This window comes from Pseudomonas phytophila (assembly GCF_025643095.1).
GTDB lineage: Bacteria > Pseudomonadota > Gammaproteobacteria > Pseudomonadales > Pseudomonadaceae > Aquipseudomonas > Aquipseudomonas quasicaspiana.
Genome location: NZ_CP081201.1, coordinates 3,058,825 through 3,078,555, shown reverse-complemented (window position 1 = coordinate 3,078,555; position 19,731 = coordinate 3,058,825). Strand labels below are relative to the sequence as shown.

The following is a 19,731-nucleotide window of genomic DNA, read 5'->3' as shown; positions in this document are numbered from 1 at the left end:
GGATGACCGCGACCTGGATAAATGAGCGTATCCATGCCCAGTCAAAAACCCGATTCTACCGTTTGTTCAATGGGTTGTGGCGGTCACTCGTCGAAAATATGGCGCATAGCCATCAGCTGGGGTTTTAAAGTAACGGATTTGTTGGAACGAGTGGGCGCATATCCCTTGTGGGAGCCGGGCTTGCCCGCGATGCATGAGACGCAGCTTAGAGACATTCCGCGTTATCGTTTATCGCCGAGATGCCGCCCAGATCAAGCTCTGCCCCCACAGCTTGATCGCATTCGAATTCACACTCTTTGAATAACCAGAGCAAAATCAGTCCCCTCAATCCTTGTCCGCCTGCATATCCAGACCACTCTGCGCATCCCATCCACCGCCCAGTGCAGCGATCAGTTGAACACTGGCAATAAGACGACTTTGCAGCAAGGTCAGCACGCTGCGCTCATTGCTCAGGGCGGTGGCCTGGACGTTGACCACGTCCAGGTAACCAATGAGGCCAGCCTTGTACTGATTGCTGGTCAGGCGCAGAGATTCACGGGCAGCGTCCAGTGCCTCGGCGCGCACGCTGGCTTCGTCTTCATAGACTTTCAGCTGGGTCAGGTAATTTTCCACTTCCTGGAAGCCAGTCAGGACAGTCTGGCGGTACTGCGCCACGGTCTGGTCGTACACCGCTTCGGTGCGGTCCACTTCTGCCGAACGCTGACCGCCATCGAACAGCGTCATCGCCAGCTGTGGGCCCACCGACCAGAAACGATTGGGCAAGGTGATCCAGTTGGAGAATGTACTGCTGCTGTAACCACCACTCATGCTCAGGGTGAGGTCCGGGTAATACGCCGCCTTGGCGATTCCGATGTTGGCGTTGGCCGCCATCACCGAACGCTCGGCTGCGGCGATATCCGGGCGACGCTCAAGCAACTGCGACGGCAACTCCAGAGGAATCGCTGGCAACGCCGGAATAGAGGTGCTGGCCGCCAGATTGAAGTCCGCCGGCGCCTGCCCCATCAGCACGGCAATGGCGTTCTCGAACTGCGCACGCTGCCAGACCAGATCGATCAGATCAGCCTGAGTACTTTTCAGTTGGGTTTGCGCCTGAGCCACAGAATCACGCCCGGAAATACCCGCGCGGTATTGATTCTGGGTCAGTCTCAATGAGCGCTGATAAGCCTCGACAGTGGCCTCCAGTAAACGCTTTTGCTCGTCAATCACCCGCAGTTGCAGGTAGTTCTGCACCAACTCTGATTGCAGGCTCAACCGCATGGCAGCGAGATCGCCAAGACTGGCCTGGGCGCTGGCAGTATCGGCTTCCAGTCCGCGGCGCAACTTGCCCCAGATATCGGCTTCCCAGCTCACGCCCAACTGAGTGTTGTACGTGTCACGAATACCGCTGCTGGAACTGCTCAGGCTCGAACTGCTGCTGCCTGTGCCTTGGCTTGAACGGGTTTTGCCAGCGGAGAAATCGAGAGTCGGGAAGAACGCCCCGCGAGAACTGCGAACCAGCGCCCTGGCCTGACGGTATTGAGCCTCGTACTGGGCGACGGTCTGGTTGGAGCTGTTGAGTTTCTCTACCAGGCCATTGAGTTGCGTGTCGCCGTAAACCTCCCACCAGGCGCCCCGGGCCATCGCATCACTGGGCGCAGCCTGGGTCCAGCCTTCAGCCGCCTTGAACTGCGCAGGCGTCGGCATTTCAGGCTTTTGATAATCCGGGCCGACCGCGCAGGCACTCAATAGCGCAGCACACAACGCCAGACACAGCGTGCGTCCAGGCCGGTGTTTGAAGGATTTGATCTTCTGCTGTGCGGTCATAGCGGAGTTTCCAGAGCGGCATCGGTGCGCACGCCACGCCATTTATTGAAACGATGGCGTAAACGGTCGAGATAGAGGTAAACCACCGGGGTGGTGTAAAGGGTCAGGACCTGGCTGAACACCAGACCGCCGATGATGCACAGACCCAGTGGACGACGCATTTCAGCGCCATCCGCTGTGCTCAACAGCAGCGGCAGAGCCCCGAGTATGGCTGCCATGGTCGTCATCAGAATAGGCCGTAGACGCTGCAGGCAGGCGGCGCGAATCGACGCTTCGGGACTCATGCCACTGTCGCGCTCAAGTTGCAGCGCGAGGTCAATCATCATGATCGCGTTTTTCTTCACGACCCCAATCAGAAGGAACAGGCCCAGCAACGAGATCAGGCTGAATTGCGAACCCAGCACGTAAATGCTCAGCAAGGCCCCTACTCCGGCCGACGGTAGCGTGGACAGAATCGTCAGCGGATGAATGTAGCTTTCGTACAGGATGCCCAGCACCAGATAAACCGCCAGCAAGGCACCGAGAATCATCCACGGCTGGCTTTTCTGGGTCGCGGCGAACGCATCGGCGGTACCGGCCATCTTCGCGATCACATCCGAAGGCAAGCCGACCCCCGCGACGGCGCGCTCAATGGCAACTGTGGCCTGATCGAGGCTATAGCCTTCGGCCAGATCGAATGAGATGTTTTCCGAAGCAAACTGACCGTCATGGGAAACCGTGTCGTCGGCCAGACTGCGCTCATAGCGTGCGATGCTCGACAGCGGCACGCGATTGCCGTCCGCAGTAATCACCTGAACCTGCTCAAGAGTCGCTGGGTCCTGAGCAAATCGGGGATTGACCTCCATTACCACCTTGTACTGGTTGAGGCTGTCGTAAATCGTCGACACCTGACGCTGGCTGTAAGCGTTGTTAAGCACCGCAGTCACCATGTCCATGTCGATGCCCAGACGTTTGGCGGCGTCGCGGTCAACCTGCAACGTGACCTGCTGGGCACCGCGTCCTTCCCGGGCATCGATGGCAGTCAGCTCCGGCAGGGATTTGAGCGCTGCCACCACTTTCGGATACCACTCACGCAACGCATTCAGGTCGCCGCTTTGCAGAATGTATTGATAGGCCGATGTGGTCTGCTCGCGGCCACCGCCCAGTTGCAAGTCCTGATCAGGGGCCAGAAACACCCGCCCGCCCGGCACCTTGGGCATTTCCTTGCGCAAACGTTCTACGACCTGTTCGGCGCTGAGTTTGCGCTCGGATATGGGCTTGAGCCGCACCAGCATGAACGCGTTATTGGTGCCGTTGGTACCACCGATGAAGCCTGTCACCGTGTCTACGGCGGGATCGGTAAGTATCGCATCGCGGAATATTTCCATCTTAGGCTGCATGACCGTGAACGAAAGGCCGTCATCACCCCTTACAAAACCCACCAGTTGCCCGGTGTCCTGAGTCGGCAGGAATGTCTTGGGCACCACCACATACAACGCAACGTTGACTACCACTGTGACCAACAGGCTCAACAGCGTCAGACGTCGATGACGCATCACCCAGCCGAGACTGCGGTCGTAGCCTGCCACCATGCGGTCATTGACCCGGTTGCTCCAGCGTTGCAGCCTGTTCTCGCTGCCCGGCACATGCGGCTTGAGCCAGCGCGCGCACAGCATAGGCGTCAGTGTCAGGGAAACCAGCAACGAGACGATGATCGACGCCGAAAGCGTAATGGAGAACTCGCGGAACAGGCTTTCCACCAGCCCGCCCATGAACAGAATCGAGATGAACACCGCCACCAGCGACACGTTCATGGCCAACAGCGTGAAGCCCACTTCCTTGGCACCGAGGTACGCCGCCTGCATCGGGGCAACGCCTTTATCGATGTGTCGGGAAATGTTTTCCAGGACCACAATGGCGTCATCGACCACCAGCCCGGTGGCCAGAATCAACGCCATCAGCGACAGGTTATTCAGGGAAAAACCGTACAGGTACATGATCGCGAAAGTGCCCACCAGGGACACCGGAACTGCCAGGGTCGGGATCAGCGAAGCCCGGAAGTTGCCGAGAAACAGGTACACCACGAGGATCACCAGAATCACCGCGATCAACAGCGTCATCTCTGCTTCGTGCAGCGTCGCCTTGATGACTGGCGAACGGTCCATCGCCAGCTTGAGCGTGGCGCTGGCGGGCAAGACAGCCTCCAGGGCCGGCAATTGCGCCTTGATCTGCGCCACGGTTTCAATAATGTTGGCCCCCGCCTGCCGGTTTATAACCAGCAGCACGGCAGGTTTTTTGTTGAAGAAGCCTGAGTTGTAGCGGTTCTCCACACCATCGCTGACTTTCGCGACATCCTTGAGCCGCAGCGCTGCGCCATCCTGATAACGAATGATCAGCGACTCATAATCCGAGGCTTTTTCCAGCTGGTCGTTAGCCTGAACCTGCCAGTTATACCGGGAGTTTTCCACTGCCCCTTTCGGACGACGGACGTTGGCGTTGTTGACCGCCGTACGCACCTCATCGAGGGACACGCCATACTGGTCAAGCAACTGCGGCTCAAGTTCGATGCGCACTGCGGGCAATGAGCTGCCGCCGATCTGTACTTCACCCACACCGCTGACCTGAGACAGGCTTTGGGAAAGGATGGTGGACGCCAGGTCATACAGCTCGCCCTTCTCCAGCACCTCGGACGTCAGCGACAGGACCATGATCGGCGCCTGGGACGGGTTTACCTTTTTGTAGGTGGGCATGCTGCGCATACCGCTGGGCAGCAGGTTTCGCGAGGCATTGATCGCCGCCTGCACTTCCCGCGCCGCGCCGTTGATGTCGCGGTCCAGGTCAAATTGCAGGATCACCCGCGTGGAGCCCTGGCTCGAACGACTGCTCATGGTGTTAATACCGGCAATCGATCCCAGCGAACGCTCCAGCGGCGTCGCGACACTGGATGCCATGATCTCGGGGCTGGCACCCGGCAAACTGGCGGACACCACGATGACCGGGAAATCCATGTTTGGCAGCGGTGCGACGGGCAGCAAGCCGAAACTGACGCCGCCCAACAGCATGATCGCCAGGCTCAGCAGCATGGTTGCTACCGGCCTGCGTATGAAAGGACCGGACAGGTTCATGCGTCGGCCTGCTCCAGACGCGCATCAGCGTCCGGTTTCCGGCCCCAGCGGCGGCCCATACGATCGAAGTACAGGTAAATCACCGGTGTCGTAAACAAGGTCAACACCTGGCTCAACATCAAGCCGCCGACCATCACAAGCCCCAACGGTTGACGCAGTTCAGCGCCAGAGCCGCTGGCCAGCATCAGCGGCACAGCGCCGAACAACGCCGCCATTGTCGTCATCAGAATCGGCCGGAAGCGCAGCAAAGCCGCCTCATAAATGGCTGTTTCAGGATCCACACCCCGGTTGCGCTCTGCATCGAGGGCGAAGTCGATCATCATGATGGCGTTTTTCTTGACGATACCGATCAACAGGATGATGCCGATAATCGCAATCATGCCCAGATCGTTGCCACTGATCAGCAACGCCAGCAAGGCCCCCACCGCCGCTGACGGCAATGTTGAAAGAATGGTGATCGGATGGATGTAGCTCTCGTAGAGCACGCCCAGCACGATATACATGGTCACGACAGCCGCGAGGATCAGCAGCAAGGTGCTGGACAACGAAGCCTGGAAGGCTTGCGCTGCCCCCTGAAACTCGGTCTGTACGCCAATGGGCATGCCAATGTCTTTCTCGACCTGCTGAATGATCTCCACCGCTGACCCCAGTGCAACATTCGGCGCCAGGTTGAAAGACATCATGACTGCCGGGAACTGCCCCAGATGTGTTATCGCCAGTTGCGCCTGACGTTGTTCCACATGGGCCAGACTCGACAGTTTGACCTGTGCACCGTCGGTGGTCTTGACGTGAATCTGCTCTAGCGCCTGAGGCCCCAATTCGCTGGCAGATGCGGCCTGCAACACCACCCGATACTGACTGGCCTGAGTGTAGATCGTCGAAATCTGCCGTTGACCAAACGCGTCATACAACGCATCGGTGATGTTTGCCACCGTCACGCCGACACGACTCGCCGCATCACGGTCGATTGCCAGATAGACCTGTAAACCCTTGTCCTGCAAATCGCTGGCAACATCCGTCAGTTCCGGACGCTTGCTCAGCGCATCCACCAGCCGACCGCTCCACAGACTCAGTAATTCGGCGTCCGGGGAGGACATGCTGAACTGATACTGGGTACGGCTGACCCGGTCCTCAATGGTCAGGTCCTGAACAGGCTGCAGGAACAGACGTATGCCGGACAGCTTGTCCAGTTGCGGCTGCAAGCGCTGGATGATCTCGGTTGCGGTGACATCCCGATCGCCGTGGGACTTCAGGTTAATCAGCAGACGCCCGCTGTTCAGAGTCGCGTTATCGCCATCCACACCGATGTAGGACGAAAGACTGGTCACGTCGGGATCTTGCAGAATGATTTTCGCCAGTGACTGCTGTCGCTCGCTCATGGCGGCGAAGGAAATCGATTGCGGTGCCTCGGAAATCCCCTGAATCACGCCGGTGTCCTGCACCGGGAAGAAGCCCTTGGGCACCACCATGTAAAGGAAGACGGTCAATGCCAGCGTGGCAATCGCCACCAGCAACGTCAGCGGCTGATGCTTGAGCACCCAGCGCAACTTGTTGCCGTACGCTTCAACCAGCCAGTCCAGCCAGGCACCGCTAGCGCGGTAGAAGCGGCTTTGCTCTTCTTCCCTGGGTTCACGCTTGAGCAACCGGGCGCACATCATGGGCGTCAGGGTCAGCGACACAACCAGCGATATCAGAATCGCCACCGCCAGGGTGATCGCAAACTCGCGGAACAACCGCCCTACTACGTCAGCCATGAACAGCAGCGGAATCAATACGGCAATCAGGGAGATCGTCAGCGACACCAGCGTAAAGCCAATCTGCTTCGCGCCCTTGAGCGCCGCCTGCATCGGTGATTCACCCTCTTCGATATGTCGTGAGATGTTTTCCAGCATAACGATGGCATCGTCGACCACGAAACCGGTGGCAATCGTCATGGCCATCAATGTCAGGTTGTTGACCGAAAAACCCGCCAGGTACATCACCCCGAAGGTGCCCACCAGAGACAGCGGTACTGCAATCGACGGAATAATCGTGGCGCTGAATCGACGCAGAAACAGGAAAGTCACCAATACCACCAACACGATGGCAATAAGCAATTCGTGTTGCACGTCTTTGACCGAGGCCCGAATCGTCTGGGTCCGGTCCGTCAGAACCACAACATCCAGCCCCGCAGGCAAGTTATCGGTGATGCTCGGCAGCAACGCCTTGATGCGATCCACAACCTCGATAACGTTGGCACCCGGCTGACGCTGGATGTTGAGGAGCACCGCCTGATTCTCGTTGGCCCAGGCCGCAAGACGCTCGTTCTCGGCACCATCGACGATTTCCGCTACATCCTTGAGACGCAGTGGCGCGCCGTTGCTGTAGGCCAGAATCAGATTGGCGTATTCCTCAGGGGATTTGAGCTGGTCGTTGGCGTCGAGCATCGACACCCGGGTCGGACCGTCGAAGTTACCCTTGGGCTGATTGACGTTGGACGCACCAATCAAGGTACGCACATCCTCAAGGTTCAGGCCGTTGGCGGCCAGTGCCTCGGGATTGACCTTTATCCGCACCGCCTGACGCTGGCCACCGGCGATGCTGACCATGCCGACGCCACTGATCTGGGAAATCTTTTGCGCCATGCGCGTGTCGACCAGATCGTTGAGTTTGGGCAACAACATGGTCTTGGACGTAATGGCCAGAGTCAGTACCGGGGTGTCTGCCGGGTTGACCTTGTTATAAACCGGGGGTGCGGGCAAATCAGTGGGAAGAAGATTGGTCGCGGCGTTGATCGCGGCCTGTACCGACTGCTCGGCCACGTCCATATTCAGGTCGAGACTGAATCGCAAGGTAATCACCGACGCACCACCGGAACTGGTGGACGCCATCTGACTCAGCCCCGGCATTTGCCCGAACTGGCGCTCAAGAGGCGCGGTGACGGCGCTGGTCATCACTTGCGGACTGGCGCCCGGGTACAAGGTCATGACCCGGATGGTCGGGTAATCGACTTGCGGCAGTGCAGATACCGGCAGCAACTTGTAGGCGATCAAACCGGCCAGAACGATGGCGAGCATGCTCAGGGTCGTTGCGACCGGCCGCAGGATGAACAGTCTGGAGATGTTCATGCGCGAGTGCTTTCCGCCTTGCCAACCGACGCCGACTCATCAGTGCTCTTGCCCGGCTTACCCTGTAGCTGCTGACCCGGGGTCGTCGGGACATCCTTGCTGTCGCTGACCACTTCTACCGTAGCGCCATCCCGCAGACGATCAGTGCCTTCCAGAACGACACGGTCCCCGGCAGACAGCCCTTCGCTGACCACTGTCAGTTGTTCGTTGTTGGCGCCAGTCTTGAGTGCGCGGATCTTGACCTTGTTGTCGCCATCCATCGCGTACACAAAGGTGCCGTTGGTACCGAACTGAATCGCTGCGGTAGGCACCAATACAGCCTGCTTGAGGGTATCGGCCAACAGATGCACATTGACGAACTGGTTAGGGAACAGCACTTCGTTCTGGTTCTCGAAGCGGGCCTTGAACTTCAGCGTTCCGGTGGCCACATCGATCTGGTTGTCGAGACTCGCCAGCACACCTTGGGCCTGCTGTTTCAAGTCACCACGATCCCAGGCCTCCACGGGCAACTTGTCGCCACTGCGGTAGCGGGTAATCACATTGGCCAGGTCTTTCTCGGGCAGTGTGAAAGCAACGGTGATGGGCTTGGTCTGGGTGATGATCACCAGCGCCGTGGTGTCATTGGCCGCCACCAGATTCCCGACGTCCAGCTGCTTGAGGCCGATACGTCCGGCAATCGGGGCACGAATGCGAGTGAATTCAAGATTGAGTTTGGCGTCACCTACCGCTGCCTGATTAGTCTTGATCGTGCCCTGATACTGATTGACCAGCGATTCGGCGGTATCCAGCGTCTGCTTGGCAATACTGTCTTCGGCATACAGACCGCGATAGCGCTGCACGTCCAGTTGGGCGTTTTTCAGCAGAGCCTGATTGGTCGCCAGCGTACCTTCCGCCTGCTGCAGGGCGATCTGATAACTGCGTGGATCAATCTCGGCCAGCAAGTCCCCGGCCTTGACCATTTGCCCTTCCTGAAAGTTGATCTTGACCAGTTCGCCCGCCACCCGGCTGCGCACATTGATGGTGTTCATCGCGGTCACGGTGCCCAAGGCCTTGTAGTAAATCGGGAAATCGCCCAGCACTGCCGGAGCCACCCGAACCGGCACGGGAATAGTAGAACCACCAAAGCCAGGACGCGCCACGCCACTTTCGGCCGTACTGCCTGATTTGCGGTGCGCGCCGTCTTTGCCCGGCGCAGATGCAGGCCACAACCACCAGCACAAGCCGACGATAATCAACAGGACCAACAGGCTGATGAGCCAGCGACGGGAACTACGGGGGCCAGACGATTGCATGAATAAATCAACCATTGCGGATGGGGCTTTTCAGGAGGCTGAACAATAAGCACAGATGCGTGACAAGCAAAGCGCCTTTACCGGCAATTTACTTTGTCCTTACTTTTGTTAAACAGCTGAAGCGTAAACGAAAACGGCCTGAACATATTCAGGCCGTCCAGGTATTGCCAGGTGTTACTTCAATACGGCCAATGCTGCATCGTAGTCGGGTTCCTGGCCGATTTCCGGGACCAGTTCGCTGTGCAGCACTTTATCGTTCTCATCCAGTACGACGACAGCGCGAGTGGTCAGACCAACCATCGGACCATCAGCAATGGCAACACCGTAGTTTTCCATGAACTCGCCGCCACGCAGGGTGGAGAGATTTTTCACGTTTTCCAGACCTTCCGCACCGCAAAAGCGCGCCTGTGCGAACGGCAAGTCGGCAGAAATACACAGCACGACGGTGTTAGTCAGGTCATTGGCCTGGGCGTTGAACTTGCGAACGGAAGTTGCGCAGGTCGGTGTGTCGACGCTTGGGAAGATGTTCAGCACTTTGCGCTTGCCAGCAAAGTCAGCCAGGGTCACGTCAGCCAGATCACCGCCGACCAGCGAAAAGGCCGGGGCCGCAGCGCCGACTTTTGGCAGTTCGCCATTGATTTGGACAGGGTTGCCTCTGCGAGTCACTTGAGCCATGAACTGAGTCCTTTTTCCACGGGTTGATTAGACGGAGAAGTTAACCATGAAAGTGTTGATCGACCTAGAGTGCAGGTGGTTGTTAATAAAATCGCGTTACTGCTCTGGAACGCGTGCGCTTGCGGGAGCACCACAATTCCAGCAGATACATGGGTTTTGTCAAAAATCCCGTTTGTAAAAAATATCCAGCGAACTGGCCAGACCACTTGCAGCTTCCAGGTAGACCTTTTTGCTCAACATGTAGCGCAGGGCAATGGTATTCGCTGGTTCGAACACCCCGACGCCATAGCGCAAACTAAGCTTGTCGGTAATTTTACCGCTGGCGACGACGTTGGTTTTTTCCCCCGAGCCCGAGGTGTCCAGTTCAAAGTCACGAATACCCAGATCCTTGGCCAGCTTGCCAGTGGTTGACTCACTGCCCGCCAGCCCTAGCGCCAAGGCAGCCTGGGCCATCATGTTGCTGTCTTCGCCCGTGTTGTTCAACGGCCTTCCCAGCACCAGGTAGGACAACGCCTGCTCCTGACTCATGGCGGGCTCGGAGAATACGGTAGTGGTCGGTTGCTCGGCACTGCCCGACAACCGGATGCCCGCGACAACATCATCTGTTTGCCGAATCGCCTCCACATCCAGATACGGTTGATCGATTGGCCCGGCAAACAACAGCCGTGCCTTGCGAATCGTCAATCGCTGCCCATAGGCGCGATAGCGGCCATTGTTGAGGTTGAGTTCGCCGCGAGTGTCCAGGTTGTCACCAATGTGCACCCGGCCCGCAAGGTCGGCGGTCAACCCGAAGCCTGTAAAGCTCAGCTTTTCCTGCCCGACCTGAACGTCGATGTCCATGGCCATCGCCAGTGGCGGCTCGCCCTCCTCCGTTTGCTGCCCAACGATCACGGTGTCGCCTGACAACTTGACTGTGGACGGCGGCAGCTCACGAACAGTTATCGTGCCTTGGGGAATCAATACTTTGCCGGAGATGCCCAGACGACCGCCCTGCATGGAGATTTTCAGGTCAGGTGCAGCTTCGAGTCTGGCATAAGGTTCAACCATGATTGGGAGACGCGAACCTTTGACGCTCAGATCGACCGCCAACGCCTGACTCCATCCAATCTGCCCGGCCAGACGCCCTACCCCGGTATCGCCGCTTTTCCAGTTGCCGTCGAGCTGAACGTTTTCTCCGGCGATCAGCGCCTGAATCTGCAAATCCTGCACGCTCATCGGCAACTCTGGCCCGGATACCTCGCCACCACTGAGGTTTACGCTGCCGTTCACTTGCGGCGCCAGAAGACCACCAGACAAACGTCCGCTGCCATTCAAGCGACCATTGAGTTTCTGCACCACGGGCAGGAACGGGCGGGCAATGGACAGATCAAGCCCGCTCAGGTTGAAGTCGCCACTCAAGGTCTTGTTCTGCGCCAGTGGATCAATGCGGGCGTTTACCTGCAACGTCCCAAGCTTTCCACCACGGAAATCCAGGCGACTGTCGATGAGTTTCGGGGTCAGTTTGCTGGTCAGAACCAGACTCTCGTAAGGGAAGTCCAGCCATTGTTCCTTCTCTTTGATGCGCAGCGCTCCACCGCTGGTATTCACCGTAATTTGGCCGTTAGGGCCGGCGGCAGGCACATCGAGTTGGACGTCAGCATTAAGCGCGCCTTTCCAGGCAAAATCTTTTGGAAGCCACTGGGCCAGACTGTCGAGAGGGAAATTCTTCAAGTGGTAACGCAGACGCGGTTCGGGCATCAGGCGCTGATCTTCACCACACAGACTGGCCGCGCCGGAGAGCCAGCAATGTGCACCAAAGTTCACCTTGCCGTCAGCCAGACGCTCCAGCCTGGCCGGCTGCTGCAATTGCCAGCGTTGCCCCCCCGTCTGCACATCGCCACTGGACAGCCTTCCGCGCCAGTTGCCCTTGTCGAGGTTGCCGTCCAGACCCAGCGCCAGTTTTAGCAGTGGTCCCTGCAAGTCGAGCTTCATCTGCTGGCGTTTGATATCGCCCTGAGCATCAACAATAAGAGTGCCCAGCTGCTTGTCGCCGACTTGAATACCATTGCCTTTGATATCGACATTGGCGCGCTGGGCGTTATCGAGTCTGGCGTTCACGTTCAGCGTTTTCAGCTGATTGCCCTGAAAGGCCAATTGCGAGCCTTGCATGCCCAACTGGCCTTGGGGCGCGTTCAACGTTCCGGCCACATCAAGGCGGCCTTTGACATGCCCTTGCAGCCCTGGCCATAGCTGCCCCAGCCGCGGCAGGTTGATATCCAGTTGACCCAGCAGACGCTGCTGCAGGCTGCCATTGCCTTGAACCCGGTTATCCCCGAGGCGCACTTCAAGCGCACCGACATTCCACTTGTCACCCGCACCATCGGCTTTGACCTGCAAAGCCGCAGGCTGACCACGCAGACGGCCCTTGAGGTCCAGATCCGCGCTCAGGCTCAGCTGCTCGTTTCTGATCTGCCCTTTGCTGCGCAGCGGTCCGGCCAGCGTGCCCGGCATTTGCGCGACCCAATAGGCAGGGTCAATGGCGCTCAGGTCCAGTGCAGTATCCCAGCCGATGCCATCGGCAAATTGCAGGTTCAGGTGCCCTGTGGCCTTACCCTGCCCGGCAACCATTTCCAACTGCGGCAGGAAGATCTGAGTCAAATCACCACTGAATGGACTCACAAGACTGAACGCACCTGCCGGACCGTCAAGATTGGCGTTGAAATTCCCCAGATATTTACCGTCGGTGTAGGACACTTCCCCAGTGAATTTGCGCAAGGCCACCTGTGGTTCTTCGATCAGTGGATACAAGCGGTGCCAGGGGAAATCAAGCCAGTCGAGCTTCGCATCGGCACGAAACTCATGTTCCCAGTTCAACGCCCCTTTGAGACTCAAGTGCTGCTCGGCACTGGCATTCAGATCAAGAGCCTCGATCACTGCACCCTTGGCATCAACGCGCCCGTTGAGTGCCAGAGCCACAGGACCTTGCTCGGCAGGCAGACTGGCCGAGCCCTGTAGCTCATAACCGTTTTGAAGATCGCCCTTCGCATCCAGTAGTAACTGATTGAGTTGCAGGGTATCCGGCAATGAGCCGGTCGCTTTGAACGGTTCGGCACTGATCCTTAACTGTGCGGGCAGGTTCTCCGCCAGCGGTTGCAGTTCGCCGTCCAGCAAGCCCTGCAGATAGCCACTGCTGATGCCCTTGAGCTGCAGGGTTTTGAGCAGATCACCCTGGATATCCAGATTGAGTGTCCAGGCGCGACCGTCGACGTCAGGTAGTTTCACTAAACCGGTGGCGGACAAAGGCCACTCCCCGGACGGCTGAATCAGGCCAGCCAGATCCAGCACCAGATCATCCCGACGCGCATGAACGTTATCCAGACGCAAACCTTCTGCGGTCCAGTGCGCGGCCAGTTTCAGGTCGGCGACCTGCTCGTTGCCATCCAGTGACACACTGCCGATACGCACATCGCCCAGACGGATCGCCAAAGGCAGCTTCAGATCGGGCAACTGCAAAGGTTCGCTTTGCGCTGCATCGTTAGCCGGGGCCAGTTGCAGGCGAACCTGATCAGCGTGAAGCTGCTCGATACACAGGGTCATTTTCAGCAGGCACCCAGGCGACCAGTCCAACACCGGTTTGTCTATTTCGACTCGAGTGGCCTCTTGTTGCCAAATCAAGTGATCAGCCTGCCATTGCCCGCCCAGGCGGCCATTGAAGTTTTGCAGCTGCAAACCCGGTACGCGTGCCAACACCCATCGGCTACCCGTCTCAGTGCCCAGTAGCCCCCACAGACTGACAAACACCAGCAGCACAATGGCGACCAGTGCCAACCCAAGAGCCTTCAGCGAACGTCGCCAGTTGAACGGCTTCATAGCTCAGGCCCCATGGAAAAGTGCAGCCGAATGCCGCCGTCATCGTCCAGTGCATGAGCCAGATCCAGGCGCAACGGGCCTACCGGTGAAACCCAGCGCACGCCAATGCCGACGCCAGTCTTGAGGCTCGGCAATTCCAGCGTATCGAAAGAGTTGCCTTGATCGACGAAGGTCGCTACTCGCCATTTTTCAGCGATGGAGTATTGGTATTCGACACTGCCCGCCACCATGTAACGTCCGCCAATACGGTCACCGTCGGAGTTTTCCGGTGAAAGCGTCTGATAGTCATAACCGCGAACGCTTTGGTCACCACCCGCGAAGAAGCGAAGAGACGGCGGGATCGATTTATAGCCATTGGTGGCGTTGCCGCCGAACTGCACGCGGGCGAGAAAGCGGTGATTGTCCCAAAGCGTGGTCAGGCCCTTCAGCAACACATTGCCATGCAGCAGGTTCGAATCGGACATCAGCCCTTCCTTGGCGACTTGAGCATCGAACTGCAGGCGGTAGCCATTATGCGGATCGATACGATTGTCGCTTCGCAGATAGGAATAGCTGACGCCCGGCATCAGCAGCGTGCTGAGGCCCGAATCATTGCCCAGTCGATACTCCTCGCGCTGCCACTTCAATGAGACAACCCGCTCCCAGCCGCTGGGTAATTTGCTGTGCCATTCCGGGCCAACCGTGAGCAGCTTGCTCAGCGTGTCAGTCCCGGCGATCTCCTCGTATTGATACCCACCTGCAAAGCGCAGCTTGTCAGTCAGCGGCGGGTCCAGCGGGATGTCATACCAAAGGCCGACGTTCTGACGCGGTGCAGACAATTCACTTTCGATGCCGTAGCTGTGGCCTTGGGGATTGACCCAGTGCCGGGTCCAGTTGGCCTTGCCCCGCGGTCCGACGTCCGTTGAATAACCCAGCCCGAGGCCCATGGTGCGAGGTTTACGTGTCTCCAGCTGGACAGTGACAGGAATCTCTTGCCCCACAGCGGCGGTCGGCGCCGCATCCACACGCACGCCCTCGAAATAGCCACTGGTTTGCATCGCCTGATTCAGTTCGGCAATCAGTTCGGAATCGTAAGGCGTGTTTTCCTTGAACGGCACCATGCGCTTCAGCAAGTCGTCATCAAAAGGCGCGTCGCCACTGAAGCTGACTTTGCCCAGCGAATAGCGTGGACCGCTGTCGTAAACCAGATCGATGTCGGCAATACCGGCAGCAGGATCGACCGAGAGACGCTGCTGGATGAACCGACCGGAGAAGAAACCATAGCGAGATGCCTGATTCAGGATCAGGCGCTTGGCGTCTTCGTAATGACCATGATTCAGCACCGCACCACTTTTCAGCGCATCGCCTTCGGGGACCCGAAATGCCTTGAGTGAAGCGGCCTCGCCTTCAATGCGTACCGTGACGTTGCGCAGATGAATGGGCTCACCCGGCTGAACCCTGATAACCAGGTGTGGCTGATTGTCTTTACCGGTCTTTACTTCACTGGTGATTTTCGCCTGGTAATAACCCAGCGCCTGCGCTGCGCGCTGCGCCTGCTCTTCGGCACCGATGCTGAAATGCTGCAGGCTGTCAGCATCACGCTCGCCGGGACTGCCCACATAGCCTTCGATGTTGGCTTTGAGCGCGGAATTGGCAGGCGTGACCTTTACATCCAGCTGTCCTTCGGCGAACGCCGTGACGCTGGATACACCAAGAATCAAACCGCTGGTAAACATTGCAAGAAACTTCATGGCGCGAATGCTAACACGGGCAACGGCTATCACTGGAACACGCCAAGCAGTTGAAATTTCATGCCTTTATGCCGTGGCTTGCAGTGAAACCTGCGGATTTGGGTGGAAAAATACGTGTTCGCGGACGGGTCCTACAGCCACTTCACCGATTTCCTCGTAACCCTGTCGCTTAAAGAACTCAAGATATCGCGCATTTCCCGTATCGAGGACGATGCCCTGGGAGTTTTCATCTTCGGCGCACCAATTATGTACAGCCTGCAACAGTTGCTCACCAAGCTGTTCACTTTGAAATTCTGGATGAATTCCGAGCAGAGGTAATACATGCACGGACTCTGAAGGCAGACACGCCAAGACTGCGTTGTAGTATTCCAGGTAACGGCGCGTGCAGTTGAAGCCGGCGCTGAGCACCATGCGCAGGCGCCACGCCCAGCTTTCGGTAATACCCAGGCGTCGCTGCGGAGGTGCGATCAGCGCTGCACCGACCAGTCGGTCATTGATGAACAGGCCGATCGCGGGCAGTTGCTGAAGAAAGTGCTGTTTGACCAATGCTTTGACTGTGGCGCGTACGCGTTGGTCAAAGCCGCTGCGTTGAGCGTTGAGCAGGTAGGCGAAACTCGGTTCGTGGCGATAGGCTTCGTAAAGCAGAGAGCGGGTTTCCCTCGAGTAACCGCTGTCGAGCTGACGCACTTCAGCCACGATGGCAGACGATTCTGGCATGGAACAACCTCTCATTAACGGCGCAGCTCGGACGGCAGCGCTCCATTGCTATAAGGGTTCGAGTCATGGCTCGCAGCCACAGTTCCAATATCCTTTTGGGATGCTATTTGGGCTTAGTTGGACGTGCGTTTTTATTGCTTGATTCTTGTGTACATATCCGTTTCTGCGGTGAGGGCTGATATTGGCTGCGCTTTTACAGCGCCTCACTTTTGAAAGGAGCCCAAAAGTAAGCAAAAGGCTCTTGCCCCACCACTCGGCACCTCGCTAATGCTCGGTGTACCCGCCCGCAGATCCTGAACCGTGGGCCGCCGCAACGGGCCATCCATGGCCCAATGCGGCTAACCCGGCATCCTTGCCGGTTTACCCACGCTTCAGAATCTGCGTCCGGCCAGCGTGATTTAACGGGGCGCCTAAGATCAAAATCAAAAGCGCGGCGGCCTGACAGCCGACCTGATTGTGTGAACTTGCTACCTCAGCTCCGACCAACACGGACTTTGTGGGAGCGTGGCTTGCCCGCGATTCAGGCGCCGCGGTATATCTGACGTACCGCGGCGCCTGAATCGCGGGCAAGCACCGCTCCCACATAAAACCGCGTGTATCCAGTCCCCAGGCCGTGCTCTTGATCTGCTCTGATTTTGATCTTAAGCGCCCCGTTAAACCACGCCGGCCGGAATTCGATATTGCTGCGTGGGGCAAACCGGCAGGGATGCCGGTTTAGCCGCCTCAGGCCATGGATGGCCGGTGGCGGCGGCCCCACGCAGCAATGTCGGATTACGGGTATGCCGAGCGACAGCGAGGGACCCAGTGGTGGGGCATACCGGCAAGAGCCTTTTGCTTACTTTTGGGCTCCTTTCAAAAGTGAGGCGCTGTAAAAGCGCAACCAATATCAGCCGTTACCGCTACAAAGGATATGCACCCAGGAAAGGACGTGTGAAGAACTCCACGCTGAGTTCCCAACTCCACACTGGAGATGAAACGCCATGTCAGCTAGCATCGCTTTTTTTGTATCTGCCAGGACTGCCTGCCCATGAAAATCGTTTCATTCAACATCAACGGGCTTCGCGCCCGCCCTCATCAGTTGGCAGCACTGATCGAAAAACACCAGCCCGACGTCATTGGCCTGCAGGAAACCAAAGTCTCGGACGAACAATTCCCCCAGGCCGATATCGAAGCGCTGGGCTATCACGTGCATTTCCATGGCCAGAAAGGCCACTACGGCGTCGCGCTGCTCTCCCGCAAAATGCCTCTGGCGATGCACAAAGGCTTCGAAACAGATGATGACGAATCGCAAAAACGTTTCATCTGGGGCACATTCGCTGACGACAACGGACAACCGATTACCATCATGAACGGCTACTTCCCACAAGGAGAAAGCCGCGACCATCCGACCAAATTCCCCGCCAAACAACGTTTCTACAGCGACCTTCAGACACTGCTGGAAACCCGCTTCAGCAACGACCAACCACTGATTGTCATGGGCGACGTGAACATCTCTCCGGAAGACAGCGACATCGGCATTGGCCCGGACAACGCCAAGCGCTGGCTGAAAACCGGTAAATGCAGCTTTCTTCCTGAAGAACGCGAATGGATGGCACGTTTGAAGAACTGGGGGCTGGTGGACAGCTTCCGCCACCTGCACCCGGAAGTCATCGACCAGTTCAGCTGGTTTGACTACCGTAGCCGCGGTTTCGAGGATCAACCCAAGCGCGGCCTGCGCATCGACCTGATCATGGCGTCCAATGGATTGCAGCCTCGCATCAAGGCAGGCGGAGTGGATTATGAACTGCGTGGCATGGAAAAGCCGTCGGACCATGCGCCGATCTGGCTGGAGTTGAGCTGATTCCCAACTGATGGCGTGAGACCGGTGTTAGCCGGAAGGCTGCATTCCTGCTGACACATGTACAGCATATATATCGGCCTCTTCACGGTTTAAACCGGTCACACGTCGTAACGCACCTGCACGAACCCAACTGTCATCTTCCCGTAACCAATCCGACTTAATCTCCCGGCACTTTCCTGATATTTAAGGTGCCGCACATGCTGCGCGCTGTGTCTTTGCTGGCCGCCCTCGCCTTGTTGGCGTTTGACGCGACAGCCAGTCTCCCCTCATCCACACGCGACGATCCTGTGCTACGCATTCATGGCTCCAACACCATCGACGCGCAGCTGGGCCCCGCACTGGTTGAAGGACTCATGCGCAAACAAGGCTTGCGTGCCGTGCGTACCGAACCCGGCCCCTCGGTTAACGAACTGCGGGTCGTAGGCACGAGCGCTGATGGCAAGCCGCTCAAGGTTGAGATTGCCGCTCATGGCTCCGGCACCGGATTCAGCGCACTGAAGGCCAGTACAGCTGACATCGCCGCGTCTTCACGCCCGATCAAGGAAAAAGAAATCCAGGATCTCGCGGAAATCGGCAACCTGAAAAGCCCAGGCGCCGAGCAAGTCATCGCCATTGATGGGGTCGCGGTGATCCTGCACCCCGGCAATCCCATACGGGAACTGACCACTGAGCAACTGGCCCGCGTGTTCGCCGGGGAAATCCGTAACTGGCAGGCGTTGGGTGGCAAGGATGGGGAAATCCATCTTTATGTTCGCGACGAACAATCAGGCACTTTCGAGACGTTCAAGGAACTGGTCCTGCTCAAGTACGGCAAGACACTCGCTGCCGGTGCGAAGCGCTTTGAGTCCAGCGAACAACTTTCCGACGAGGTCAGTGGGGATCGCAACGGTATCGGGTTTATAGGCCTGCCCTACGTTCGACACGCGAAGGCTGTAGCAGTGGCTGACGGCGAGTCGCGACCGATGTTGCCAACGGTGAGCCTGATTGCCACCGAGGATTATCCGTTGTCGCGACGTCTGTATCTTTATCTGCCGATCGAAGCGCGCCAGCCCTGGGCAACTGCGCTGGTGGATTTTGCCCAGAGCGCGGAAGGTCAGGCGATCGTCGCGCAAAACGGCTTTGTCGCGCAGACGGTACAGACCATCAAGGTTCAGGCCACGGCGCAAATGCCAAGTGAATACCAGACACTGACCCGGGAAGCCGAGCGTTTGTCGGTCAATTTCCGCTTTGCCCAAGGCAGCGCCAAACTGGATAACAAGGCTTTGCTGGACGTGCAGCGGGTCGCGGATTATCTGAAACAGCATGGCAAGCTCGACCGGCGCGTTACCCTGGTTGGCTTTGGCGACGCCAAAAGCGATCCCCAGCGCGCGCAACTGCTTTCCAGGTTGCGCGGCATGGCGGTTCGGCGGGAGTTGATGAAGAGCAATATTACCTTGCGGGAAGTGGTCGGTTTCGGTGACGAAATGCCCGTGGCCGCCAATGATCTGGATGACGGTCGTATCAAGAACCGGCGGGTGGAGGTCTGGGTGGATTAATGGGGTGTTGCCGATAATCTGATGTGAGTCTCCAGGCCTGCCCCACTCCGGTGGGCGAATTCACTCGCGAAAGCGCCTT

Annotated in this window: 10 protein-coding genes; 2 read left to right on the top strand and 8 right to left on the bottom strand. The window is 57.9% G+C overall.

The features are described 5' to 3' along the window. Positions 1 to 324: 324 nt before the first annotated feature. From K3169_RS13810 to K3169_RS13775, 8 genes are all read right to left on the bottom strand, one after another. Complete coding sequence (locus K3169_RS13810; protein WP_231677566.1) at positions 325 to 1,803, bottom strand: efflux transporter outer membrane subunit; 1,479 nt, start codon at positions 1,801 to 1,803, stop codon at positions 325 to 327. Beyond that, positions 1,800 to 4,907 (bottom strand): multidrug efflux RND transporter permease subunit, encoded by a 3,108-nt coding sequence (locus tag K3169_RS13805; protein WP_099268836.1) that lies wholly within the window; start codon positions 4,905 to 4,907, stop codon positions 1,800 to 1,802. Before K3169_RS13805 ends, K3169_RS13810 begins: the two co-directional genes overlap by 4 nt. Continuing rightward, the gene (locus tag K3169_RS13800; protein ID WP_027897984.1) at positions 4,904 to 8,014 is read right to left on the bottom strand and encodes an MdtB/MuxB family multidrug efflux RND transporter permease subunit; all 3,111 of its coding nucleotides are present in this window, start codon (positions 8,012 to 8,014) and stop codon (positions 4,904 to 4,906) included. Before K3169_RS13800 ends, K3169_RS13805 begins: the two co-directional genes overlap by 4 nt. Beyond that, entirely contained in the window at positions 8,011 to 9,321 is a 1,311-nt protein-coding gene (locus K3169_RS13795) for an MdtA/MuxA family multidrug efflux RND transporter periplasmic adaptor subunit (RefSeq protein ID WP_099268834.1), read from the bottom strand. The genes K3169_RS13800 and K3169_RS13795 overlap by 4 nt, the downstream gene beginning before the upstream one ends. A 159-nt stretch (positions 9,322 to 9,480) precedes the next feature. Then, on the bottom strand, positions 9,481 to 9,981 hold the full coding sequence (gene tpx / locus K3169_RS13790; RefSeq protein WP_095093918.1) for a thiol peroxidase: 501 nt from the start codon (positions 9,979 to 9,981) through the stop codon (positions 9,481 to 9,483). Between the two features lie 159 nt (positions 9,982 to 10,140). Continuing rightward, the gene (locus tag K3169_RS13785) at positions 10,141 to 13,830 is read right to left on the bottom strand and encodes a translocation/assembly module TamB domain-containing protein (RefSeq protein WP_263271960.1); all 3,690 of its coding nucleotides are present in this window, start codon (positions 13,828 to 13,830) and stop codon (positions 10,141 to 10,143) included. Next, complete coding sequence (locus tag K3169_RS13780; RefSeq protein WP_231677563.1) at positions 13,827 to 15,560, bottom strand: autotransporter assembly complex protein TamA; 1,734 nt, start codon at positions 15,558 to 15,560, stop codon at positions 13,827 to 13,829. Before K3169_RS13780 ends, K3169_RS13785 begins: the two co-directional genes overlap by 4 nt. Positions 15,561 to 15,626: 66 nt before the next feature. Next, positions 15,627 to 16,277 carry a GNAT family N-acetyltransferase gene (locus tag K3169_RS13775; protein WP_231677562.1) on the bottom strand — a complete coding sequence of 217 codons (651 nt, stop codon included), beginning with the start codon at positions 16,275 to 16,277 and terminating at the stop codon, positions 15,627 to 15,629. A gap of 1,027 nt (positions 16,278 to 17,304) precedes the next feature. Here K3169_RS13775 and xthA point away from each other — a divergent pair. Beyond that, positions 17,305 to 18,117 (top strand): exodeoxyribonuclease III, encoded by an 813-nt coding sequence (xthA, locus tag K3169_RS13770; RefSeq protein ID WP_231674643.1) that lies wholly within the window; start codon positions 17,305 to 17,307, stop codon positions 18,115 to 18,117. 197 nt (positions 18,118 to 18,314) lie between these two features. Further along, positions 18,315 to 19,652, top strand: a complete 1,338-nt coding sequence (locus K3169_RS13765) for a substrate-binding domain-containing protein (RefSeq protein WP_231674644.1) — start codon at positions 18,315 to 18,317, stop codon at positions 19,650 to 19,652. Positions 19,653 to 19,731: the final 79 nt, after the last annotated feature.

What these genes read in the sequence shown, in the direction of transcription:
- xthA (WP_231674643.1), top strand. Translation starts at nt 17,305, where the DNA reads ATGAAAATCGTTTCATTCAACATCAACGGGCTTCGCGCCCGCCCTCAT.
- K3169_RS13805 (WP_099268836.1), bottom strand. Translation starts at nt 4,907, where the DNA reads ATGAACCTGTCCGGTCCTTTCATACGCAGGCCGGTAGCAACCATGCTG.
- tpx (WP_095093918.1), bottom strand. Translation starts at nt 9,981, where the DNA reads ATGGCTCAAGTGACTCGCAGAGGCAACCCTGTCCAAATCAATGGCGAA.
- K3169_RS13800 (WP_027897984.1), bottom strand. Translation starts at nt 8,014, where the DNA reads ATGAACATCTCCAGACTGTTCATCCTGCGGCCGGTCGCAACGACCCTG.
- K3169_RS13795 (WP_099268834.1), bottom strand. Translation starts at nt 9,321, where the DNA reads ATGGTTGATTTATTCATGCAATCGTCTGGCCCCCGTAGTTCCCGTCGC.
- K3169_RS13785 (WP_263271960.1), bottom strand. Translation starts at nt 13,830, where the DNA reads ATGAAGCCGTTCAACTGGCGACGTTCGCTGAAGGCTCTTGGGTTGGCA.
- K3169_RS13780 (WP_231677563.1), bottom strand. Translation starts at nt 15,560, where the DNA reads ATGAAGTTTCTTGCAATGTTTACCAGCGGTTTGATTCTTGGTGTATCC.
- K3169_RS13775 (WP_231677562.1), bottom strand. Translation starts at nt 16,277, where the DNA reads ATGCCAGAATCGTCTGCCATCGTGGCTGAAGTGCGTCAGCTCGACAGC.
- K3169_RS13765 (WP_231674644.1), top strand. Translation starts at nt 18,315, where the DNA reads ATGCTGCGCGCTGTGTCTTTGCTGGCCGCCCTCGCCTTGTTGGCGTTT.
- K3169_RS13810 (WP_231677566.1), bottom strand. Translation starts at nt 1,803, where the DNA reads ATGACCGCACAGCAGAAGATCAAATCCTTCAAACACCGGCCTGGACGC.